At 34.7% G+C, this 23,106-nt stretch carries 19 protein-coding genes and 1 tRNA gene; 3 read left to right on the top strand and 17 right to left on the bottom strand.

The window, feature by feature from the left end; genetic code table 11:
- Positions 1 to 10: 10 nt before the first annotated feature.
- Genes LKACC16343_RS05550 through pcrA form a run of 3 tightly spaced genes read right to left on the bottom strand, consistent with a single transcriptional unit; the run spans position 11 to position 5,407 of the window.
- Positions 11 to 1,144, bottom strand: coding sequence for a CamS family sex pheromone protein (locus tag LKACC16343_RS05550; RefSeq protein ID WP_056954046.1), 1,134 nt, complete (start codon positions 1,142 to 1,144; stop codon positions 11 to 13).
- A gap of 10 nt (positions 1,145 to 1,154) precedes the next feature.
- Positions 1,155 to 3,173 (bottom strand): NAD-dependent DNA ligase LigA, encoded by a 2,019-nt coding sequence (ligA, locus tag LKACC16343_RS05545; protein ID WP_056953654.1) that lies wholly within the window; start codon positions 3,171 to 3,173, stop codon positions 1,155 to 1,157.
- A 14-nt stretch (positions 3,174 to 3,187) separates the two neighbouring features.
- Positions 3,188 to 5,407 carry a DNA helicase PcrA gene (pcrA, locus tag LKACC16343_RS05540; protein ID WP_056954043.1) on the bottom strand — a complete coding sequence of 740 codons (2,220 nt, stop codon included), beginning with the start codon at positions 5,405 to 5,407 and terminating at the stop codon, positions 3,188 to 3,190.
- Between the two features lie 263 nt (positions 5,408 to 5,670).
- On the opposite strand from pcrA, the gene LKACC16343_RS05535 reads away from it, so the two are divergent.
- On the top strand, positions 5,671 to 6,468 hold the full coding sequence (locus LKACC16343_RS05535; protein WP_056953652.1) for a helix-turn-helix domain-containing protein: 798 nt from the start codon (positions 5,671 to 5,673) through the stop codon (positions 6,466 to 6,468).
- 257 nt (positions 6,469 to 6,725) lie between these two features.
- On the opposite strand, the gene purB is transcribed toward LKACC16343_RS05535, so the two are convergent.
- From purB to rbsK, 7 genes are all read right to left on the bottom strand, one after another.
- Entirely contained in the window at positions 6,726 to 8,021 is a 1,296-nt protein-coding gene (gene purB, locus LKACC16343_RS05530; protein ID WP_056953650.1) for an adenylosuccinate lyase, read from the bottom strand.
- Between the two features lie 3 nt (positions 8,022 to 8,024).
- Entirely contained in the window at positions 8,025 to 9,155 is a 1,131-nt protein-coding gene (locus LKACC16343_RS05525) for an ATP-grasp domain-containing protein (RefSeq protein WP_056953648.1), read from the bottom strand.
- Between the two features lie 19 nt (positions 9,156 to 9,174).
- Positions 9,175 to 9,756: a xanthine phosphoribosyltransferase gene (locus LKACC16343_RS05520; RefSeq protein WP_025084874.1), complete on the bottom strand. Its 582-nt coding sequence runs from the start codon at positions 9,754 to 9,756 to the stop codon at positions 9,175 to 9,177.
- 51 nt (positions 9,757 to 9,807) lie between these two features.
- Positions 9,808 to 10,455, bottom strand: a complete 648-nt coding sequence (locus LKACC16343_RS05515; RefSeq protein ID WP_056953647.1) for a glycoside hydrolase family 73 protein — start codon at positions 10,453 to 10,455, stop codon at positions 9,808 to 9,810.
- A 96-nt stretch (positions 10,456 to 10,551) separates the two neighbouring features.
- Positions 10,552 to 11,751: an MFS transporter gene (locus LKACC16343_RS05510; protein WP_056953645.1), complete on the bottom strand. Its 1,200-nt coding sequence runs from the start codon at positions 11,749 to 11,751 to the stop codon at positions 10,552 to 10,554.
- 150 nt (positions 11,752 to 11,901) lie between these two features.
- Positions 11,902 to 12,102, bottom strand: coding sequence for a cold-shock protein (locus LKACC16343_RS05505; RefSeq protein WP_010020786.1), 201 nt, complete (start codon positions 12,100 to 12,102; stop codon positions 11,902 to 11,904).
- A 188-nt stretch (positions 12,103 to 12,290) separates the two neighbouring features.
- Positions 12,291 to 13,169: a ribokinase gene (rbsK, locus tag LKACC16343_RS05500; protein WP_056953643.1), complete on the bottom strand. Its 879-nt coding sequence runs from the start codon at positions 13,167 to 13,169 to the stop codon at positions 12,291 to 12,293.
- A 128-nt stretch (positions 13,170 to 13,297) separates the two neighbouring features.
- Here rbsK and LKACC16343_RS05495 point away from each other — a divergent pair, with 128 nt between their 5' ends.
- A complete protein-coding gene (locus tag LKACC16343_RS05495) occupies positions 13,298 to 14,698 on the top strand; it encodes a hypothetical protein (RefSeq protein WP_056953641.1) in 1,401 nt (466 codons plus the stop codon).
- A gap of 96 nt (positions 14,699 to 14,794) precedes the next feature.
- Here LKACC16343_RS05495 and LKACC16343_RS05490 read toward each other — a convergent pair whose 3' ends face one another.
- From LKACC16343_RS05490 to LKACC16343_RS05475, 4 genes are all read right to left on the bottom strand, one after another.
- Positions 14,795 to 17,734 (bottom strand): SLAP domain-containing protein, encoded by a 2,940-nt coding sequence (locus LKACC16343_RS05490; protein WP_056953638.1) that lies wholly within the window; start codon positions 17,732 to 17,734, stop codon positions 14,795 to 14,797.
- Positions 17,735 to 18,369: 635 nt separating this feature from the next.
- Positions 18,370 to 18,882 carry an SLAP domain-containing protein gene (locus tag LKACC16343_RS05485; protein WP_056953637.1) on the bottom strand — a complete coding sequence of 171 codons (513 nt, stop codon included), beginning with the start codon at positions 18,880 to 18,882 and terminating at the stop codon, positions 18,370 to 18,372.
- 333 nt (positions 18,883 to 19,215) lie between these two features.
- Positions 19,216 to 19,719 carry an SLAP domain-containing protein gene (locus LKACC16343_RS05480; protein WP_056953636.1) on the bottom strand — a complete coding sequence of 168 codons (504 nt, stop codon included), beginning with the start codon at positions 19,717 to 19,719 and terminating at the stop codon, positions 19,216 to 19,218.
- Positions 19,720 to 19,845: 126 nt separating this feature from the next.
- The gene (locus LKACC16343_RS05475) at positions 19,846 to 20,697 is read right to left on the bottom strand and encodes a helix-turn-helix domain-containing protein (RefSeq protein WP_256970557.1); all 852 of its coding nucleotides are present in this window, start codon (positions 20,695 to 20,697) and stop codon (positions 19,846 to 19,848) included.
- A 284-nt stretch (positions 20,698 to 20,981) separates the two neighbouring features.
- On the opposite strand from LKACC16343_RS05475, the gene LKACC16343_RS05470 reads away from it, so the two are divergent.
- Positions 20,982 to 21,974 carry a tRNA dihydrouridine synthase gene (locus LKACC16343_RS05470; protein WP_056954041.1) on the top strand — a complete coding sequence of 331 codons (993 nt, stop codon included), beginning with the start codon at positions 20,982 to 20,984 and terminating at the stop codon, positions 21,972 to 21,974.
- A 105-nt stretch (positions 21,975 to 22,079) separates the two neighbouring features.
- On the opposite strand, the gene LKACC16343_RS05465 is transcribed toward LKACC16343_RS05470, so the two are convergent.
- The 3 genes from LKACC16343_RS05465 to LKACC16343_RS05455 form a co-directional block, all read right to left on the bottom strand.
- A tRNA-Leu gene (locus LKACC16343_RS05465) sits at positions 22,080 to 22,165 on the bottom strand.
- Between the two features lie 48 nt (positions 22,166 to 22,213).
- Positions 22,214 to 22,669 (bottom strand): SprT family protein, encoded by a 456-nt coding sequence (locus LKACC16343_RS05460; RefSeq protein WP_056953634.1) that lies wholly within the window; start codon positions 22,667 to 22,669, stop codon positions 22,214 to 22,216.
- 1 nt (position 22,670) lies between these two features.
- Positions 22,671 to 23,105, bottom strand: a complete 435-nt coding sequence (locus LKACC16343_RS05455) for a hypothetical protein (RefSeq protein WP_056953631.1) — start codon at positions 23,103 to 23,105, stop codon at positions 22,671 to 22,673.
- Position 23,106: the final 1 nt, after the last annotated feature.

The following is a 23,106-nucleotide window of genomic DNA, read 5'->3' as shown; positions in this document are numbered from 1 at the left end:
TTTCTCCTTTTTAATCTGCATTATAAACGTGTGAATTGAACTTACCATTAGTACGAGTAACAACAGCTTGTTGTGCATCAACCGTTTGAATATTAATATCTAGGTCAGCTCCAGATGGTAAGTACTTTGAAGCACTTTGTTGTACGAATTGTGTAAAACTAGTAATTTGAGCTAAACCATCAAATTGAGTATTGATAGTCACATCCATAGACTTCAAATTATTGCCATCATAATGTGCCTGAGCTGTTACACCTGACAAGTTAGGGAAATAATCTTGAATATTATCTTTAAAGTTAGTGAAAGCATCTGAATCACTACTATTGATGGCATTTTCACCATTAACAGTTGGTAACATTTGATTCTTATAATTTAAGGTCGACCAATTACCCAAAGAACCACTCTTACTTACAGAATATTGGAAATATGTTCCACCTACTAATGTATCCTCTGGAGCAACAGAATACAAACCAACTACAATCGGAATATTACCGACTTGTTTATTAGCTCTTAAACGTTTAACAACTTCTTGAGCGATACGTTGACCCTGTTCTTTTTGTTGTTCAGTACTAATTGTTGTCTTGTAAGTAGCACCATATTGCTTCTTTTGGTAATAATCAATCTTGTTCATTGCAATACCGATCGACATCCCTGCCAACTTATATTTACCATCCTGTTTAGTTAGGTAATCTTCTTCCAACATTTGTTGGAAATACATTGGCGCACGTTTGTTTTCATCAGTTGAACCATTTGATGCAGGGTTCAAACCACTTGAATTCTTCTTAGATTTTCTTGCTAACCAATTAGTTACCGTACTAGCAGACAATACTTGACCTTCTTGGAAAACATATGAATTAGTTGAAAATTGTTTCTTCGACAAACTCATTAAGCCACTTTCAAAGCTTCTACTATTAAATTGATTAGAATTATCAGCAGCAGTAAGTCCTGAAATAGGGCTAGTTTTATATTTTCCACCACTTAACAAAACATCGTAACTACTTGAGTCAGATGAAGATGTTGTCTGAACTGTACTCTTACTTGTATCGCCACCACCTGATGATAAACTCGAATTTTGTAAGTTACCACAGGCAGATAAAAGCAGTGCACACATCAGCAATAACGATGTAGTTTTTAAGAATTTTTTCAAAACTGTTCTCCTACTCTTTGTCATTATCCAAATAATCAGATAATGTTGTTTCATCAATAATCTCTGTTCCCAATTTTTGAGCTTTGGCTAATTTGCTACCAGCTTTTTCACCAGCAATCAAAATATCAGTCTTCTTAGTAACTGAACTCGTAACATTAGCACCAAGATTCTCCAAAATCTCTGATAATTGTGAACGTTTATAATTTTTTAAGGTTCCGGTTATAACAATTATTTTATCAGTAAAATGACTATTTGTTTCATTAGAATTAGAACTACCAATAAAATTCATATTAACATTTACTGATTTTAGTTCATTTATCAACTTTTTAACATCATCATTTTCAAAATAAGTTGAAATACTATTAGCAATTATCTCACCCATAGTATTAACTTCAAGAATTTCTTCAGACGAAGCCTTCATTATACTATCTAAATCACCAAAATGCTCAGCTAAAATTCTCGCCGCCTTTGCACCCACATGACGAATGCCTAAACCAAACAGCAATCTTTCAACTGAATTAGCCTTGGAATTATCAATAGCCGTTAATAAATTGTTAATTGATTTTTCTTTGAAACCATCTAAGGTGGCTAAATCATCTGTTGTTAATTTATATAAATCAGCAACATCCTTGATTAATTCTTTCGTATATAACTGTTCTATTATCTTTGGTCCTAAACCATCAATATTCATCGCATTTCGAGAAGCAAAATGTGTCAATTGCTCTTTAACTTGAGCCGGACACTTAGGATTAATGCAACGTAAGGCCACTTCATCTTCTAAGTGAATTAACTCTGAACCACAATATGGACAGTGCGTAGGAATTTCAGCAGGAACGGAATCCTCTGGTCGTTTGCTCAATACTACTTGTGAAACCTCAGGAATGATATCGCCGGCTTTATGCAACAAAACTGTATCGCCGATGCGAATATCCTTTTGACGAATCATATCTTCATTGTGTAACGTCGCACGTGAAACAGTCGTTCCAGCTAAACTTACCGGATCCATCACTGCAGTTGGTGTTAGAACACCCGTCCGCCCAATAGTCCAAGTAATATCGTGAACAACTGATTCAGCTTGTTCTGGTGGGAATTTATAGGCAATTTCCCAACGAGGAACTTTTACAGTATTACCTAATTCACGTTGCAAGGCTAAATCATCAACTTTTAAAACAACACCATCAATCCCATAATCAAGATCATCTCTAATTTCACCATAGTGTTCAATGAAATCCTTGACCCCTTTCAGACCAGTAGTGACCTGAGCTGTAGGATTAACGTTAAAGCCTAGTTCTTTTAATGTCTCTAGGGCCTGATGTTGTGTTGTGACCTCCAAACCATCAAAGGTAACGATTGTATACATAAACGTATCCAATTTTCTGGAAGCCGTAATTTTTGGATCTAACTGACGAAGACTACCAGCAGCAGCGTTTCTAGGATTGGCAAAGACTTGATGACCTTGACTTTCACGTTCCTGATTCAAACGTAAAAACTCCTTCTTCGACATGAAACACTCACCACGGACTTCAAATGAAAGTGGACGGCTTAACTTTTGTGGAATGTCTTTAATAGTTTTAACATTCTCCGTCACATTTTCACCAATTGTTCCATTACCACGAGTTGAGCCTTGAACTAAGATACCATTTTCATAAATTAATGAAAGAGATAAGCCATCAATTTTTAATTCAACATTATAATCGACCTCATGTCCAACATTTTTTTCAATTCGATCATTAAACTCTGCTAGTTCGGCTTCGGAAAAGACATCCCCCATTGAAAGCATCGGAATATCATGCGTCACCTTGTTAAAATCTGGTAATGTCTCATCTCCGACTTCTTGCGAAGGTGAATCGGGGGTAACCAATTCAGGATACATTTTTTCTAGTTCTAGCAAACGATTATAAAGCTTGTCGTAGACGTTATCTTCAACTACGGGAGCATCTTTTGTGTAATAAGCATCGCGCCAACTATTCAGTTGAGGACGAATTTCATCTAATTCTTGACTAGCTTGAGATTTAGTTATTTCAGCCATGCTCTCACCTCTTATTAATCAGTTACTTTTTTGATTGGTGCATATTCAGCCAATAGACGTTTGATACCTTGACTATCAAAGGCTATATCCAACTCAGCATTCTTACCTTCACCGTTAACTTTAACAACTGTTCCTTGACCCCACTTCTTGTGTTCAACTTTATCGCCCACATTCCAGCTCAATTTCTCAGCTCCTTGGGCACCTTTAGCTTTCAAAGTTGGTGAAGTGAAAGTTGCAGCCGTAGCGGCACGGTGACGACGTTGACGATAGTTTTGTTTACTACCACCAAGATTACCAGCATTAGGATTGACTTGCTCCAATGCATCCTCATTAATTTCTTCAATAAAACGAGACGTTGGATTGTTCTGCGTACGTCCATAAAGTGTACGACTATAAGCATTAGTTAAGTATAATCTCTTTTCAGCACGAGTGATACCAACATATGCCAAACGACGTTCCTCTTCCAAATCATCCTCTTTAAGAAGTGAACGACCTAGTGGGAAAATACCTTCTTCCATACCTACTAAGAAGACAACTGGAAATTCTAGTCCTTTAGCCGCATGTAAAGTCATCAATGTAACTTCAGTCTGTTCTTCCTCAATGTCATCTTGATCACTGACCAATGACAATTCTGTCAAGAAAGTTGTCAAACGAGTCTCATCAACTTCAGGGTCTGGTTCGTAAGATTGATCAAATTGAGTGGTAACGGTTAGAAGTTCTTCAATATTTTCCACACGAGCTTGTGATTCCAAGTTATTTTGTTGCTTCAGATCATCAACATAACCTGAATCTTCCAATAAGTGATTCATCAAAATAGTCATTGATTCTGTTTCAGACAATTTTGTTAAATCATCCATTACCTTAGCAAAATGACCAATTGTTTTTCTAGGTTTGGCAGCCAATGGTGATAATTCAATATTCTCAGCCGCTTCAAGTAGTGACCAACCATGTTCATCAGCATAATTCTGTAGTTTTTCAATTGTACCAGGTCCAATACCACGCTTAGGACTGTTGATAACACGTTGAAAACTCATCGAATCATCATGATTAGCAATTAGTCGTAAGTAAGCCAAAATATCTTTGATTTCCTTACGATCATAGAACTTATGTCCACCGATAATCTTGTAAGGCATATTAGCTTGCATAAGCTTCTCTTCAAAGGTACGTGATTGAGCATTAGTACGATATAAAACCGCAAAGTCACCATAATTAAAGCCTTGTAACAGTAGACTCTTGATTTGGTCAACGACGTACAAAGCTTCATCTGACTCATTTTGACCACGGTAGAATTTGATCTTTTCACCGTCATTATTATCAGTCCACAATTCTTTAGGGGTACGGTTGGAGTTATGATTAATAACTTCATTAGCAGCCTTCAAAATAGTTTTTGTTGAACGATAATTTTGTTCCAATTTAATTGTTGTAGCTTCAGGATAATCTTTTTCAAAATTCATAATATTTTGAATATTAGCACCACGCCAACCATAAATACTCTGATCAGCATCACCAACAACACAGACATTACGATACTTAGCACCCAATTGCTTAACTAACTTATATTGCGCCTCATTAGTATCCTGATATTCATCAACGTGAATATATTGGAATTTTTCTTGATACTTTTCCAAAACATCAGGATTCTCATCGAATAATTGACTAGTTGTCATGATCAAATCATCAAAATCTAGTGAATTATTACGATCCATAGCTTTAGCATAAGCATCATAAACACTAGCTACTGTTTGTTCATAAGGACTAGCGGCAACTTGAGCATATTGTTCTGGAGTTTGCAGTTCATTTTTGGCATTACTAATTGTTCCCAAAAGAGCTCGAGGATCGTAACGTTTAGGATCCAAGTTCATCTTAGTTAAGATTTGTTTCATCAAGGTTCTTTGTTCACTTGGATCAGCAATCGTAAATGTCTTAGGCTTGCCCATCTTATCAATATCTCTTCTTAAAATTCTTACACAAAGAGAGTGGAAAGTTGAAACCCACACATCATTGGCAGACTCATCCAGTAACTTACCAATTCTTTCCTTCATTTCCTTGGCAGCCTTATTGGTAAAGGTAATAGCTAAAACGTGCCATGGCATAACATTCTTTTCTTCAATCAAATAGGCCACACGGTGAGTTAAAACACGAGTTTTACCAGAGCCCGCACCAGCCATAATCAAAAGTGGTCCTTCAGTAGCCTTAACTGCATCCTGTTGTTCAGGGTTAAGACCTTTTAACATAGTATCGTCCAATTTATAAATCCCTCAAATCTTTGTGTAAAAAATTTAGTTTAACTTAAAATAGCTGTTTATATTGTAGCAAATTTTTGTAGCTAGAGCGAAAAAGTACGGTCGAAATTAGAACGTATGTTTCTAATAAATTAATACATTTTTGTTTTCCTTTTATATCAAACAAAACAAACATTATCGACCCTGTCCATAAAATTACAGTCTTGTTATAGGATCTTCCTTACATTTAGAATAATTTTATTGAGGTGATAGAAATGAAAAACGACAAATTTATACTTATCAACAATTTAGCTAACATATTAAAGAAAAGAGATATCTCAATTCGTAAATTAAGTATCGAAACAAACATAAGTAGACAGACTATAAAGCGCATTGTAGAAAATAAATATTCACGCCCCGGAACTTATGTTGCTATGGCATTAGCCAACGCATTGGATATAAATTTTAATGAAATATTCAAACTTGAATTAAATCCAGAATTTTTATTTACGGAGGACAACTTAAAAAGAATTAATGTTTTAAATAACAATTCAAAAATAGAATTTAACTATGATATTTATGGTTATGTAAATAACTTAAATTCCGATAATATTCGCTATGCTGGAGAAAAGTTAAACATATATTCAAATTACTTTAATCAACGCAGAATAAGTTTTCGCGGAAATCTTGTAATTGTTCCTGAAGAAAACACATTATACATTCGAGATTTTGATTTATTTGCAAAAAATCAAAGTGTATTACGAGAAGAAATAATTTCATCTTATATAAAAATATTAAATACACTCTATCTAACTGCTGAGCATATCTTAAAAGTAAAAAAAATAAAACTCAGATTGGGAATCTATGATATCAATTTGAATAGTATGAATGTTAACACTTCCCCAGAAAAATTTGATAGCCAAATATACAGTTATCAAAAAAATAATTTTGAAATTCAAACATTATCAACTTATTACAAGGCAGCCTATAGTTACGGATTTAGACTTTCAAAAGGTACACCAAAATATAGATACAATTTCGATGACGTTTATCTTCAAAAAAATATAAACTAAAATCAAAATTTTTTTAAATCAATATAGAAATATATTCTTTTATAGTAGCGCACTAACTAGCCTGGAATAAAAAAGCTGATTGGCTCAGTAGTGAAATTATCCTTAGCAATTTATTGCTTAGGATAAGATCGAACTTGGAGATCCATAATTTTGCACGAAGTGTAAAATTATTAGCTTCAAGTCGATCCACTACGTTCCAGCCAAATCAGCTTTTTTATTCCGGGCGGCAGTTAACAACCCATCAAAAAATTAAGTTTTTATTCTAATCCAACACGTTTGAAAATCTCATCAACGTTACGTAAGTGCCAGTGATAATCGAAAGCATCATCCAAATCTTTTTCAGATAGCTTATCAGTTACACGAGAATCAGCTTCTAGCATAGTACGGAAATCTTTCTTTTCGTCCCATGCTTTAGCTGTCATTGGTTGCACAATATCGTAAGCTTGTTCACGTGCATATCCTGCTTCAACCAATTTGAGCAAGACACGTTGTGAGTAAATCAAACCGTGAGTAATATTCATATCTTCTAACATCTTGTCAGGGAAAACAGTAAGGTCTTTAGTGATCTTAGTAAATCTTCTCAAGATGTAATCTAACAATTCAGTTGTATCAGGAATGATGACACGTTCAGCAGAAGAATGTGAAATATCACGTTCATGCCACAATGGAACGTCTTCTAAGGCTGTAAAGGCATGTCCTCTGATAACACGTGCCAAACCAGTTACATTTTCTGAACCAATTGGGTTACGTTTATGAGGCATAGCACTAGAACCTTTTTGTCCAGCAGCAAAGTATTCTTCAGCTTCTCTAACTTCAGTTCTTTGAAGGTGACGTACTTCAAGAGCAAATCTTTCAATTGATGTAGCAATCAAAGCCATTGTTTGAATGTACTCTGCATGAAGATCACGTGGTAATACTTGTGTTGAGATTTCTTGAGCACGAATACCCAATTTATCACAAACAAACTTTTCAACATTAGTTGGTACATTAGCATAACTACCAACAGCACCACTGATCTTACCTGCTTCAACACCCTTAGCGGCATGATCAAAACGTTCAATATCACGTTTGATTTCAGAATACCAGTTTGCCAAAACTAAACCGAAAGTAGTTGGTTCAGCATGCACACCATGAGTTCTACCAATCATAACTGTATCTTTGTATTCAAGAGCTTTTTGTTTAACTACTTCGAGAAATTCATTTAGATCTTCACGAATAATATCGTTGGCTTGCTTCATCAAATATCCATAAGCTGTATCCACAACGTCTGTGGAAGTAAGTCCGAAATGAACCCATTTTCTTTCAGGTCCTAAATAACGTGAAACATCTCTGGTAAAAGCAACTACATCATGCTTTGTTTGTTTTTCAATCTCAGCAATTTCAGCTACATCAAACTTAGCATTTTGAGCAATTAACTTAGCATCTTCAGCAGGAATTTCGCCTTCTTTACTCCATCCTTCGACGGCAGCGATTTCTACTTCAAGCCAAGCTTGAAATCTGTTTTGGTCAGTCCAAATTGGTTTCATTTGTTCAGTTACATATCTATCAATCATGAATTATTCTACTCTCCAAATATTAGTTGTTAAGATATCATTTTTTAATTCTTCTATATCATCGGAAAAAATTGAAATATAACCGACATCCCTGTCAGCTTGATTCTTAGCTTTAAAACCTGTGTAATAGTTAAATTTCCATTGTGCTTTTTCCTGAAGTAGATCCAAACTCTGTGGCAAAATACCTTCAATGATTTTCAAAGTTGCCGCATTGACCATTGGAAAAATCTCAGGAATTGGCCAATCACAAATAGCTCTGATATGTAATTCGAACTGGGAGATACCGGTAGCTTCTTGATAGACATTAGCAGAATAATTAATTCCGGGGAATATTCGTTTAACATACAAAACACCAGAATCAGACAAAATAAAACCAATTCCAAAAATTCCCACATAATTAATATTCTGTGCTATCAACAAAGCCACTCGTTGCATTTCCGCTTCAATTTCTGGATTGTTCTTTTTATATATGAAAGAACTCATCAGATGTTCACCATCATAAATCTCTTGAATCATTGGAAAAGTATGGATTTTTTGATCCTTACTCTTACTTACCATAATGGAATATTCAGTCTTTGTTTCGATCCAAGCTTCCAAAATATAAGTTCCATCTTTTAATAACTTTTGTACACGTTCAACATCTTCATAATTGTAAATAATATGACGTTGTAACACCCTTTGATTCTTCTGAATTGGCTTCAAGATACAAGGGAAACCAATTTCATCAATTGCGTGTTTAATATCATCAACTGTCACAATCGAGAAAAATGGTGGAACGTTTATATTTAAATCATTTAAAAAGGTTCTCTCGATATATCGATCCTGAACAATCTCTAGTAGGTCCGAACCCTGTGCAACATTAAAGTTTTTCGAAAGTTCCTTTAGGACACTACTATCAAAGTTCTCATCCATATACAAAAGAATGTCGCTTCTATGGCCCAATTCACTTAGATTCTTACTGTCTTCTAATGTACCGACTAAATAACTGTCAGCTGCTTGTGTAGCAATATCCTTTTCTTCGGATGTCAAAAGCATGGTCCTAAAGCCCATTCTTTTAGCCTCTAATTCAAAAAGATAAGTTTCACTGCCGCCGCCAATTATTCCTAATGTTTTACCGGGCGCAATAAAAGTCATAATTCCACCTTCTTAATTTCTAATCGTCTTCTTCACCGAAGACCACTTGTCCATTCTCAAAAGCTGTAATTCTAGCTAATGAATAAATTGGAGTACCTGATTTGTCGATCATTTGTCTTCCCTTTTGGAAAGATTTTTCGATCACAATACCGATACCTGCCAAATGTGCACCAGCTGCATCAATGATTGTATTCAAACCATTTACAGCTTGACCATTAGCCAAGAAATCATCAATAATCAAAACTTTATCACTACTTGAAAGATACTTCTTAGCGATACTAATGTGGTTAGAAGTCTTCTTTGTAAATGAGTAAACCTCTGATGAATAAAGATCGTCGCTCAATGTTACAGATTTGTGCTTTCTAGCAAAAACAACTGGTACTTGGAACTTTAAACCAGTCATAACAGCTGGAGCAATACCTGAAGATTCAACTGTCAAAATCTTGTTGATACCTTCGTTTTTAAAATGTTCGTAAAATTCTTCGCCCATTTTTTCCATTAACATTGGGTCAATTTGATGGTTTAAAAAACTATCAACTTTAAGTACGTCTTTTCCAATAACGCGACCATCTTTTTTGATTCTTTCTTCTAATTCCTTCATTACGTTCTCCCTTATTTAATAGAATAATTAGAGTCTATCATACTTTGTTTTTCACTTGATACCTTCATCGTACTTTTTAAGATTATATTTTTGTATAATCCGAATAATTTTACTTGTATAACCCGGATCGGTCGCATATCCATCTGTTTGCAATGCCACCGCTGCATCAATATAATCCTTCGATTGTAGAACTTGCTTGTATTGCTGCGAATTCCACGACGTACCATTGACCAAGAGCTTTGTATGATCCCTCATTGACTCACGAAAATCCGAATAAACTCGGAAACGCCCGTTGATTGTTACCCACTGGCCATCAGTATACTCTTTAGTCTGTAAAACTTTTGTATTCGAAGGATCGTCACCCTTGATACCAAAATAGTTATTGTACTGACTAGCTAAAGTACTAGAGCCCCAGTCACTTTCCAAAATAGCCTGAGCAATCGTAATACTAGGTAAAACTCCGTAAGTTTGGCCTAATTCGACCGCATACGGTGAAACCTTTTTTATGAAAGCTGCGTGACTTTGCTGAACCATCTCAACTTGTGTTTCTCTTTTGTACTGGACATATCGCCTGTATCCAAAGAAGCTGATAACAAATACAGCAACAATTGCTAATAAAATTAAGGTCGTATTATTATTTTTTCTACTACGTTTACGCCGATAATTTCGGTGTACTGTATATCTTTTCTTTTGTGGCAATTGATCTATCCCTTTTAAGTTTATTAACTCTAATTATAGCCGATAACTTTGAAAATTTTGTGATTTGAAAAATAATTTTAAAAATCATTTAGGTTCTCAAATTTTTGATTTAAATTGATGCTGTTTTGAATAAATCAACCAAGCCATCAAAGCTAAAATTTCAATAATTGCAGAGAATAGAAAAATACTCTTGTATCCAAAACCAGTTGCTATTACGGCTGCCAGCATCGGGCCTAGGACATTTCCCATTGCCTGTGCTGATTGATTATAACTGAAAATCCGTCCAAATATAGAGTTAGGGACATTTTGTATGGTTAGGACCTGAATCGACGGAATCAATGCCGCATCAGAAATTCCCAGAACGAACCGTAGAACTATTAATTCCCAGATATTTTGAACCATACTTGTTAAAATCAAACAAATAATTGCTGATGTTAAAAATATCAGCATACTTTTTAAAGCTCCCAATTTATCAATCAATCGCCCTACTAATCCAGCCATAACAATTGTTGCCAACCCCGGTGCCGCCGAAACTATTCCTGTGATAATTACTAAGTTATTGCTAGTAGAATCGATTTCTCTGACCAAAAGACTGATCATCGGTGTAATTGCATTAGTTGTCGCTTGAACCGCTAAGAGAGACCCAAATAGGGCCAAAAAGAATTGCCAACCAATCTTCTTCATAATAGGTAAAACTGGTTGTAATTCTTTTTTAGTAATAGGTACAAAATCTTCTTTTACTCCAATCAACGTGGTTAAAAAAACTACGGCCATCATAAAACTAGTAACAAAAAAGGCTCCTCGATAGCCAACAGTTGTAGCCAAAAAACCACCTATTAAAGGACCAATCAATAATCCGGTAATATCACCAGTAATTAATTTACTCATCACGCGACCACGAATCTTTACGGGTGCCGAAACTGACATTAACGCATTGGCATTATTAATATATCCAGAAAAGGCCCCTTGCATTGCTCGAAAAAATAATAAGAACCAAACATTTGGAGATAGACCAACCATTAGAATAGTAAAAGTCATAACCCCTGACGCTCGTAAACACATTAATTTTCTACCTTTAAGATCTGCTAATTTTCCCCAAAGTGGTGAAACCAAGGCTTTACTCAAATAAGTTAAAGAAAAGGCTGCCGCGCCTAAAAGATTTAATTCTGTTCTATTGAAATCACCCAATGTTTCGATAAACAGAACAATAAACGGTAAGGTCATTGCATTTCCTAAACCAGTTATCAAACTACCAAACCAAAGTATTCTAAAATTTCTCTTCCAAGTCTCCTGCATTACTTATCATCCTTAATTTTTAAATATTAATGATAGACTAGCAATGTATAAATACTGTAAATAATAAGTAAAGATTTTAAAATTGTGTAAAAAAAAAGCTAACCCGTTGGGTTAGCTTAAAAGTTCAAAGTTTATTAAAGTTTTATTTAATTAGTCCTTAACAACGTTTGAAGCTTGTGGTCCGCGATCGCTATCTTCGATATCGAAAGTAACTGCTTGGCCTTCTTCAAGGGTCTTGTAACCGTCGCCTTGAATAGCTGAGAAGTGAACAAATACGTCACTACCGTCTTCGCGAGTAATAAAACCATAGCCTTTTTCTGCGTTAAACCATTTAACTGTTCCGTGTTCCATAAGAGAATCCTCCTGAAAATAAATAATATATTAGTTGTGCATTATATCGTGGTACATTATGGAAGAAAGTCTAAAGTACGAAACATTCAAACCATCCGAACCATTCACCATTCAAAAATACAACTACTATAGTAACATGATTAACAACTTATTACAATCAAGTATATATAAGTTTCCCCTATAAACGTTTAAATTTTTACATCATCAACGTAAGGAATTGAATTCTGTGCACCTTTTACTTGAACTGCCATTGACGAGGCCTTGCTAGCAAACCTCATTGCTTCAACCATATTAGCTAAGTCGGAATCCAACTTAGCGGCTAAATAACCAATGAATGTATCACCAGCTGCAGTCGTGTCAACCGCAGAAACTTTGTAAGCGTCCACAAAAGATTCTTTACCATCAGTGTAATAAAGCGATCCCCTGCTACCAACAGTTATTATAACACGCTTTATGCCCATTTTATTCAATTTAATGGCAGAATTTATAATTGATTTTCTATCGACCGTCTTTATGCCTGTTATAGCGCCTGCTTCAGTTTCATTTGGAACAATAATATCGGTTTTTGCTGGTGCCGGATTCAATATTGTTACAACATTATTTTTCTTGGCAATTTGGAAAGCAGCCAATGTTGCAGCCAATGGTGTTTCAAATTGAGAAATTAAACAATCGGCATTTTCAATTGCATCCCGAGCATTTTCCACATCGTCTACTGTAATAGTTTGATTAGCACCACCATAAATTAAAATACTGTTTTGACCTTTTTCATCTAATAGAATATAGGCTTTACCTGTACCAGCTTTTGAATCAACCGTAATGTGATCCGTTTTTAAACCATCTTTTTTGAAAGTATCCAACATAAAATCTGCTGAATGATCCTTTCCCACTTTAGCTATGAAGGTCGTTTCTGCACCGGCACGAACTGCAGCAATCGCCTGATTAGCACCCTTTCCACCGCCGGCAGTGGATTGATCACCCATTGCCATAGTTTCACCTGGTAAAGGTAATCGTGGAATATTTAAAATAGTATCCACATTAATTGAACCTAGTACAACAATCTTTTTCATAATTCCATCCACCTTATTATTTTTAATAATCTTATCAATATGAAGTTATTTACTGCAAGTAGGGATTCATATTGGTGTAAATCATGATAAAATATATCCTTAGTAAAAGAAACTTCAAAGGATGTATTATGACAAGAACAGCTAAACTCAGTTTTTATTTCATATTATTTATCATCTTCGGCCTAATTGGTCTTTGGATGCCGCTTCTTGGTGACGATTTACACTGGGGAACCTACTTTGGAAGTAACTATTTCCCACATGGAATCTTTACCTATTATGATGGTCGCTATCTGGGAGACCTTTTAGTTATCAGTATGACTAAAATCAAGCCGGTTGCTTTCATGGCCTATGGGATCTTCCCCACAACCATTGTCTATCTGATTCAAAAGATTCGTGAACAAATTACACCTGAAAAAAATATCGGTTTAGTTTCATCAGCCTTAGCGGCTGCACTTATTCTTTTAAGTCCGGTTATGATTTTCAAACAAATCTTGGGTTGGCATGCTGGGTTTGCTAACTACTTACCTTCAGCAATTTTCCCACTATTTCTACTTTATTTAGTTCTAAAGAATTATGACAATAAAAATGTTCATTATTATCGAACAAGTATGATTCTTATTTTCTTAGCTTCAGTAGCTACACAATTCTTTGCTGAACATATCACCTTATTAAACTGCTTTAATGTTGTTTTAGTTTGGATCTTCTTCAGAAAACATTTTGGTGAACAATTCAAAAAAGTCTTGAATCTTATCTTAGCTGGTAATATTCTTGGTGCCATCCTAATGTTCATCAATGGAGCTTACATCAAAATTCTCTTAGGTTCAGATGCCTACCGTTCTGTAAGCAATGGTTCTAAAGATACCCTCTTCAATTACTTAAAGATTACTTATACACCAAAACATTTGATTGTCGTTGGTACATTGGTATTGGCATTTACCATCTTTATGATTCTTTACAGTCTTAAAATTAATAACACTAAACAAAAAATTGCTAACTTTGCATTACTACTATCAACTTACGTAGCCATTGCCCCATTCATCGTCGTATCACCATTTGGTTCAAGATGTATGTTTGCTAGTTACGTCTTCTTAGTTACAATTTTCACCATCAATTTAGATATTTTCTTTAACAATTACGAAAAAATTCTTCTACCAGTATTTGCTTTATTGACACTTTGTCTAGGCGTCCGTATGGATTACCTATCACACGATTACGGCAAGACCTTTGATATGCAAATTCAATATTCACAATATCAAAATACTATTACTCGTGACGACCAATACTTCTTACAATATAGAAGCGATAAGTACATTTGGTTAACAGCTCCAATTCAAAATGACAATAACTTCTCTGAGTTATACGTTAAGAATAAAGATCGTAACATGATTCCAATCAACTATTGGGATTGGACCGACGCCATGCGCAAATTAAAAGGTAAGAAATTTAAGACTCATGACGATTACATGCGTGCTTTCGATAAACAAATTCTAAAAAAAGTTAAATTGATTCAAGCAAAAGATAATAAGTAAAAATATTTTGTATGGTTAATAATTTCATTAAACATACCGTACACAAAAAGCCGATCGAGCTCGCTATTGAGTTCAATCGGCTTTTTTCGTTCCAAATTATTCTTTAATAAATTCATCCGTTGCAACACGAATATACCTGTGACCACCAATTGTTACAATTTTATCGCATCTCCATAAACTATTCATCGGAAGGAATACGTCTAGAAGTTCACCCTTACTATCATAGAGCGGTGTATTGACTGCCACGGAAACCACATTTTTTTCTACAGTATAAGATTGTAAATCTTTGAAACTAACAAACTCATCATTTCCTACACGGTACATCATTTGACCACCGATATTCTCATAACCATCAGTTGACAAAATACTACCAGCAGATACTGTCTTGGTTAAAGCCGCACCTCTTTCATCATAGAGATGTGCTTCCTTAGCTACATGAACTTTTGATTCAGGTGTAGAAATGAATACTCCCATGCTGCTGGATGTGTCCGTCGTGTAGTCCATAACGTATTCATTAACACCAACACGATAAAACCTAGAACCATTAATATAAACAATTCTATCTACTTTCCAAGATGTTTTAGGACTAAGCATCTCCATAGTCATCTGTCCATCCCTGTTATAAATATAGGTTGAATAAATATTATGGTATATAAAGTTAACTGGTTGATAAGTATTTACAGATTGAGCGTCGACCCATTCATTAGCACCGACATGGTACATTGGTATGCCCCCAATAACAGCTATACCATCAGTTCTCCAATTACTGCTACTTGGTAAAACTTTACCTACCTTTTCGCCTTTAGAATCATAAACTACCGCAGCATCCTTAACTGTCAAATTCAAGTCGCTAACTGGTATAAATGGCAAACTCTTATCGATTGCTAAGAAATTGTTGGTTCCAACTTCGTAATACTTATTACCCTTAATTTCAACGACCTTATCGTATTTCCAAAAAGTACTGGGTCCCAACGTCAAATCAATTGTTTTGCCCGTAGAATCGACTAATGGAGTATATGATTCATCAAATGTTTTTGCTATCCCATCATCAGTCGTATAAGGATTAAATTCATCAGCCAAGACCCATTCATCTGGTCCAATCTTATAATATAAGTCACCATTTATTTCAGCTGACTCTTTAATAGTAGTATCTGTTAAAATAACTTCTTTACCAGTTGGTTTTCCAGTTGAATCATAAGTATAAACTGGCTTATTAGAAACAGCTAAGACATTCAAATCAACGTCACCCCTAGTAATAGAGATTGGTTTAGCTGCTGTAGTTGTAACTCCATTTACTAGTGGTGTAACCACTGGATTAGCTCTGAATTTCAAATCAATGACTTGTGGATCTTGCGAATAGGTTCCCTTCAACGCATAAGGATCTCCCACAAAAGTGTAACCTGCCAAATTTGTATCGGCAGTAAGGTCATAAGAATCACCAATTGTTGTTCCATCAACCACTTTAGTTAAGTCAGATCCGTTAACAGCTATTGGCGAACCGTCCTCATTTTCATAATTGAGCGTTACAGTGGGATGAGCTTGCCAAATAATCGGACGGGCCATTGTGCCAGCATAAATGAAACTAACATTACCGTAAGTCGTATGGATATAAGAATCGGATTTCGAATAATCATTTAAATATCCGTAGACTAAATTCTTTGCAGAACTATCAGCATTAACCAATTTATACTCATCCCCACTGACATGTTCCAAATCTCCATCATCCAAATCCTCTGCTGGGACAGAACTCGAATAATTGTATCCTGACGACAAATCAGTCCCATAAAGCCCCGTAACATGCTCAGCTGTAAAACTGATTGGTTGCTTGTCCACTGCATAAACCGGATTTGGATCATAAACATTATTGATGATATTTAAATAAGCTGGCTTTGTTTTATCAATTCCATTCAATGGTGAAAAATCAGTAATTGAAGAATTACCCAAATAAATAGCTCCACCCTTGTTAGCAATTTCTACAAGAGTTGGTGCTATCATTTTCAACTCCTGATTATTAATTCCATCATTGATGGCAATGCTTCCAGTACCATGAAGTCCCAACTCGTCTACATCACTAATATTTAACTTAGACAATTGACTGAGTGAAATTTCCTTATATGCTGGATCACTATAATTTCCAAATAAGTCAAGTGATTCAAATTTCAACCCATTCATCGGCGTCAAGTCGAGATTAGAAGTTGGCGCTGAAGAAACATTAACCGATAAAGCAACATCCGTTCCTGCTGGCAAATAATTTAAATATTGCATTCCATCAAAACTCGTTACATAGGTATTTGTAACAGTATTAGGCATATTTCCATAATAGAAATCACCTACCAAATTCAATATATTACCACCAAAATTTTTAACATCACTTACTGTTAATGGATCTGTCGATTTCAATCCAAATTCACTTTTGACCATATAATTCAAAAATGGATCAGTGAAGTTAACCTCCGTGCTGTCAGACACATTGTTTGGTAAGGTATAAGAACTTGCTGAAGTTGGAGTTATAGTACTAGAGCTAGTCGTTGATTTAGTTGCAAGCATTGGCGAAACTGGTGTTGTCGTTGTAGCTCCACGATTTAAATTAATAGTAGAAGTCGAAGTAACTGGCTTGCTTGTTGTGGGAACAGTAGCTGGTTCAGTAGCCTTATTACTTGTCAAAGCAGATCCTGATACCGTAGTGCTTGCTTCGGCAGTCAAAGTAACCGGCTTACTTGTAGTTGCATTAGTTTCCGTAGTAGGTGACACTGTTGAAATTGTTGTAGATTTCGGTGTAACCAAAGTAGCACTAGCTGGTTTTATTCCAGAAGTTGTGGAATGGGCCACAGCAACCTGAGTTGTATTCGAGGTCGTTGCACTAACTGGTTCAGTCGTAGCTGAAGTAACCTTATTAGACGTAGTGCTGGTGGTACTAGTGGTCGAGGCATTGTCGCCTGTTGTATCGGCCTTTACCGTCTGATTAGACAATGACGCTAAAGTTACCGCTGAAAATAATGAAGCTCCTAAATATACGCATTTTTTATTTAATAACATATCTCCATCACTCTTTTCCATATTTCACGACAGATATTAAGTCATAGGCAGTCCATATACCAAAGATATGAATCACTATATATTTGATAAGAAAGTGTTTATATGCCAATAGCAGCAAGCTTTATTGTGATTTCTATGTTGAATAGACCTTTCGTCTAAGCCACAAATCTCCATAACTATTTTTATATCACGAAAATTTTTGACGATAAGAAATACATAATAATTTGCATTATTAATTAATTTCTACCAATGTTTTCAAAACTTACCCGTAATACTATGAAAAATAAAAAGTCCTCACTGGAATATACCAATTAACCATCGTTAAGAGTATTATTGCAGTGAGGACTAGACCATTACATCCATTTATAATTTATTTAATTGAATTTAACACGCTTTATTTATGTTTCTTAATTTTATTCCACTTCAGGAAAAAGTTTTTTACAAAAAGTGAATCCAAACAGAAGTGAATCGATAGTACACTATCTCTTGTAATAAGGAAACACCTCATATATCTAATAAAAATTAAACGTACATATGGCAGTGTACATGAGATTGATATATAAAATAAAAAAAGATGTGAGTGGTCGGCATACCACAAACATCTTGAATTAATAATTCACACACAGAATATTAAATTAATTGATGGAAGCTTTATATTGTTGTTCAGTAACGTCAAACATGGCAACGTACATATCTGTAGCAACTCTTAAAAAAGGCATTCCTTGAGACGTATAAATTGCAGAGTCGGAGTACCATTTAGTTCCGGACACAAGTGATACGTCTGTTCTTTGTTTCAAATTATGATCATAAACACGTACTGCATCCTTATCGTCAGATGATTGAACCTTAATAGTCATCTGGCGTTTTTTGTATGCAAAACTATCCTCTGTACTCAAAAATTGATTAGGAGCAACTTGGAAGTAATCATTTCCGTTGATCTTTTGTAATTTGTTTACCTTCCATGTACTATCTTTTTGAACGGAAGTATCAGTCTTATTACCATTTTGATCATACATATTAGTAGTTTGTGTAACTTCTGCATAGTTCCCCTTAGTTACTGATTCAGCGTTAACATCTGTCATTGCAGTTGTTGCAGCGACACTACTTCCTAATAATGCACATACTAAAAAGGCGATTGTTTTCTTCATGATTTTTTCCTCTCTATATCTAATAAAATAATTTCCCCGCTATTTTTTGGCATAAAAATAGCATACATAAGATTGATTCTTGTATATAAAATAAATCTATATTAAATTCACACATTTACCCATATCTTTTATTGGCATTTTATAGGCAACTTAATAGTACAAGGATTCGGCAAAATTTTCAACATATATTTGTCCCTAATGACATATACTTTTATTAATTTTTTTATATAAGCGATATTCCAAGCCGATCTAAAGGCATTATTAAAATATAAGATTTTTTTATAAAAAAAAGGATGTTCCATTAATAAAAATGGGCATCCTTTTTCTTTAGAACTAGACTCTTTGAACAAATTTTTGTTGAACAACGTACCACATTCCAACGTATTCATCCGTTGCCACCCGAACGAACGGCATTCCGCCCGATGCATAAATAACACGGTCTGAATACCAAGATGTTCCAGGTGCTAATGTAACACTAGTACTCTCAACTAGTTTGCTATTATAAACCGGTACATCAGAATCCTTAGTTAAGGTAATCACTTCCGGTCTATTGTGGTAGACATAGCTATCATTTTCACTTAAATACTCATCCGTAGCTACTTGATAAAAATCCTTCCCAGAAATTTCAATTGTTTTACCAAGGTACCAATCGCTGTTCTTTGGCTCATAAACACCAAGTTTTCGGCCTAATGAATTATAGAGTTCAGCTTTATTTACATCTACTTCAACATAACTACCATTAGTTACGGATTCAGCCTTGACACTTTGGAGAGATAAAATTGAAAAAGTAAAGCTCATTAGTGCTACCAAAACGGCCACTATCACTTTTCTTTTCATAATTTATACTTCCTTAGTCTCCTTAGACCAAGCTCAGTATAATTTGTTTAAACATTTTTTACAAAAAATATGTACGTCTTCTATTTAGAAAAATACCAGTAAAAAAATAAACCATTAAGAATATTCTTAGTGGTTTATAACAGTTAATAACTCCTCATTATGATTAGCTTTCGCTAAATAATATGCAAGATTGAGATAATCCTCATACTCTTCCGATTTATCATCTTTACCTTTTACAGCCAAGGCCGCACCATAATTCAATTCGTCAAGAAAATAAGAAATATGCTTTTCTTGAGCGTAATTCAATCCACAACGACTAAATTGGTATGCCTTTTTATAAAGCTTCATAGAGTTATAAGAATTTGCAAGTGTCTTGCAGACAAAAAGTACTTCTAACTCATTGGCATTTTGAATATCAGTACTCTCCTTCAGAGCATCACTGATCATTTGAAAATAATACTGTGCTCGATCGATATGATTTTGACTCAAATAACCTAAACCTTTAAACAAATAAGCTAATAATGTATAAACATCATCATCTGCGGATTTAGTTAGTTGCAAAACTTTATCTAAGGTGAAAAGTGAATTATCAATATGATTCTTCTGATAATCTACAACACCAGTAATCAACTCATATTGTTTCATATCATTATTGGTCAATTTTCCTTGCAAAACAGATAACTTATTGTCGATATCCGTTAATTCACCCATTAAAGCATCCTTTTCGATTTTATCTAAGATACTTTCACCTTTATCTGAATTCTTATCAGCAAAATCACTGAACACATCGTTTAATGACAAATTTAATTTGAGACATATCTTAATTAAAATGTTAACCGTTGGTGCTATATTGTGTTTCTCAATTTTACTAATAGTGTTTTGAGTGCAAATATCGTTGGCAAGCTCTATTTGCGTCAAATTCATTTCTCGTCTTTTATTATAAATAATAGATCCAAGAAACAAGAACAACACTCCCATCTGTCTAATATTGATATTAATCAATATTACTATAACACCTCATTAATAAATATATTCATTTGTTAAAAATAAATATATTAAGTTCTAAACAAATTTTAATATAAAATTCGATTAAAACCTATATGGCACAGGCTTTTTAGTATTCCTTTTGTAAAATTTTGTCGAATTAATTTTTTATTTACAATAATTGGTCTAAGGCCCAAAATCGCTTAAGTTTAGATATTAGCGTCATAAATCAGAAACTAGTATCATAAGTGTATTGTGATTTTAATAAGGAGGAACCAATCGTGACAAAAACATTTTGGTCACAAATAGCTAATCAAGCTAAAAAAGAAAAACGTCCTTTCTTCTCAATGGCACCGATGGAAGCAGTTAGCAATACTGTTTTCAGACAAGTCATTGCTCATGCCAGTGCGCCGGACATTTTTTTCAGTGAATTTGTCTATGCTAAAGGAATTACTGATCCCACTACTAAGTTCCCGGTTGATGGTCGTTTGTATATTGATTCTCGTGAAAAAACTTATCCTGTAGTTCAACTTTGGGGTGATGTTCCCGAAGATTTTGAAAACGGCGCTCTAGCTTTAAAAGATAAAGGTTTTAAAGCCATTGATATTAATACCGGTTGCCCTGATAAAACAGTCATTAAGAATCATGGAGGCACTTTCTTGATTCGTAACCCTGAAAAAATCGATGGTATCGTCACAGCAGCCAAAAACTCCGGATTGGCTGTCAGCATTAAAACCCGCTTAGGATATAGTAAACTAACAGAATATAAGGAATGGATTCCTCATCTACTTAATCAACATGTTGAACTTTTAACCGTTCATTTGAGAACAAAGATGGAAATGAGTAAAGTTCCAGCTCATTTTGAGGTTATTGATGATTTGATAAAAATGCGTGATGAAATTTCACCCGACACTCTATTACAAATCAATGGTGACATTCCAGATTTTCAAGCAGGTGTCGATTTAGCTAAAAAACATCCTGGCCTTGATGGAATCATGATTGGTCGCGGTGTTTTTGCTAATCCATTTGCCTTTGAAAAGGTTCCACAAGAACATCCTTTAAACGAATTATTGAATCTTCTTCGTTTGCAATTGGATCTCTTCGATGATTTTTCTCAACATTACGATGTACCCCGTTTTCCATCATTGAAGCGTTTCTTTAAAATTTATGCTCGTCCGGAATTAGGTGCTACTGATTTACGTAATGAAATGATGAATGCCAAATCAACTGATGAGGTTCGTCAAATTTTAGATGATTTTCAAAACAAATAAAAAATATCTGACCGTTTTAATTAACCGGTCAGATATTTTTTTGCACACTTTTTGCACCGAAGAAACAAAAAAAGCAGCCAGACAATCGTCCAACTACTTTAGTAGTGCGGGTAAGAAGATTCGAACTTCCACGGAGATAATTCTCCACAAGATCCTTAGTCTTGCGCGTCTGCCAATTCCGCCATACCCGCATGCAACAGAGAATATTATACATATAATCAAAAAAATTATCAAGATTATTATTTAATATCCCTTAAATACTCAAGCTTCCCATGGCATTTACCACAAACAAACCTCTTAGTATCGATTCTTCTGACACGGATATATTGTGTCTGACATTTAACGCATTGATAAAGATGATAACTCTTCTTTTTGGCTTGGCTTTGAATTGGTGAATATCTCAATCCTCCAACTTGCTTCAATAAAACTTTGAAACTATGATCCCGATGCTGAGCTGGTAATCCGTCATTATAAAGATGATAATGACACAATTCATGTTTAATGACTCCAACTAAAGTATCATAACCAAATTGCTGATAAATTTTGGGGTTAATATCGATGTTTCGATCTTTCAAGTGAAAACGACCGCCTGTTGTTTTGAGACGACTATTAAAATATGCTTGATGAACAAAAGGTTTCCCAAAATATTCTTGGGAAACCTTTTTTACTAATTCATTTAAATCTGAATTATTCATATTAAGCCAAATTAGTTAACTTTTGAATTAATTTTGAGAATTTATCCATAGCTTCATCTTGGCCTTTTTCTGATTCATCGAACTTATGACGATCGATATTCTTATCATCACCGATACTTTCAGTCATATCGGCACAGGCTTCAACATACTTTCTAAAAGCTGAAACCAAAGTAATATGAGTTCCCATTAATCTTGCAGGAGCCTTACCTTTTTCCAACTTGGCTAAAGTTTCTTGATATTTTTTTGTTCCATCAGCAAAATTCTTTTGAATCTTAGTATATTCAACATCATCCAGTTGATCGACTTTACTACGATCCAACGCACCACGAATCTTTTCAAATTCTGGATTCAACTTATCTTGTTCTTCTTGAATTGTATTAACAGTATTATTAATCAAATTACCATATTGCATGGCTCTTTTTTGTGCGGCATTCATA

It is taken from the genome of Companilactobacillus bobalius, from assembly GCF_002179915.1.
Classification (GTDB): domain Bacteria; phylum Bacillota; class Bacilli; order Lactobacillales; family Lactobacillaceae; genus Companilactobacillus; species Companilactobacillus bobalius.
Note: the sequence above shows the minus strand (reverse complement) of the source record. Positions and strands in the feature narration are given on the sequence as shown.

Bases quoted from the DNA above. Each gene is read 5' to 3' on its own strand.
- ligA (WP_056953654.1), bottom strand. From the start codon at position 3,173: ATGGCTGAAATAACTAAATCTCAAGCTAGTCAAGAATTAGATGAAATT.
- pcrA (WP_056954043.1), bottom strand. From the start codon at position 5,407: ATGTTAAAAGGTCTTAACCCTGAACAACAGGATGCAGTTAAGGCTACT.
- LKACC16343_RS05535 (WP_056953652.1), top strand. From the start codon at position 5,671: ATGAAAAACGACAAATTTATACTTATCAACAATTTAGCTAACATATTA.
- purB (WP_056953650.1), bottom strand. From the start codon at position 8,021: ATGATTGATAGATATGTAACTGAACAAATGAAACCAATTTGGACTGAC.
- LKACC16343_RS05525 (WP_056953648.1), bottom strand. From the start codon at position 9,155: ATGACTTTTATTGCGCCCGGTAAAACATTAGGAATAATTGGCGGCGGC.
- LKACC16343_RS05520 (WP_025084874.1), bottom strand. From the start codon at position 9,756: ATGAAGGAATTAGAAGAAAGAATCAAAAAAGATGGTCGCGTTATTGGA.
- LKACC16343_RS05510 (WP_056953645.1), bottom strand. From the start codon at position 11,751: ATGCAGGAGACTTGGAAGAGAAATTTTAGAATACTTTGGTTTGGTAGT.
- LKACC16343_RS05505 (WP_010020786.1), bottom strand. From the start codon at position 12,102: ATGGAACACGGAACAGTTAAATGGTTTAACGCAGAAAAAGGCTATGGT.
- rbsK (WP_056953643.1), bottom strand. From the start codon at position 13,169: ATGAAAAAGATTGTTGTACTAGGTTCAATTAATGTGGATACTATTTTA.
- LKACC16343_RS05495 (WP_056953641.1), top strand. From the start codon at position 13,298: ATGACAAGAACAGCTAAACTCAGTTTTTATTTCATATTATTTATCATC.
- LKACC16343_RS05490 (WP_056953638.1), bottom strand. From the start codon at position 17,734: ATGTTATTAAATAAAAAATGCGTATATTTAGGAGCTTCATTATTTTCA.
- LKACC16343_RS05485 (WP_056953637.1), bottom strand. From the start codon at position 18,882: ATGAAGAAAACAATCGCCTTTTTAGTATGTGCATTATTAGGAAGTAGT.
- LKACC16343_RS05480 (WP_056953636.1), bottom strand. From the start codon at position 19,719: ATGAAAAGAAAAGTGATAGTGGCCGTTTTGGTAGCACTAATGAGCTTT.
- LKACC16343_RS05475 (WP_256970557.1), bottom strand. From the start codon at position 20,697: ATGGGAGTGTTGTTCTTGTTTCTTGGATCTATTATTTATAATAAAAGA.
- LKACC16343_RS05460 (WP_056953634.1), bottom strand. From the start codon at position 22,669: ATGAATAATTCAGATTTAAATGAATTAGTAAAAAAGGTTTCCCAAGAA.
- LKACC16343_RS05455 (WP_056953631.1), bottom strand. From the start codon at position 23,105: ATGAATGCCGCACAAAAAAGAGCCATGCAATATGGTAATTTGATTAAT.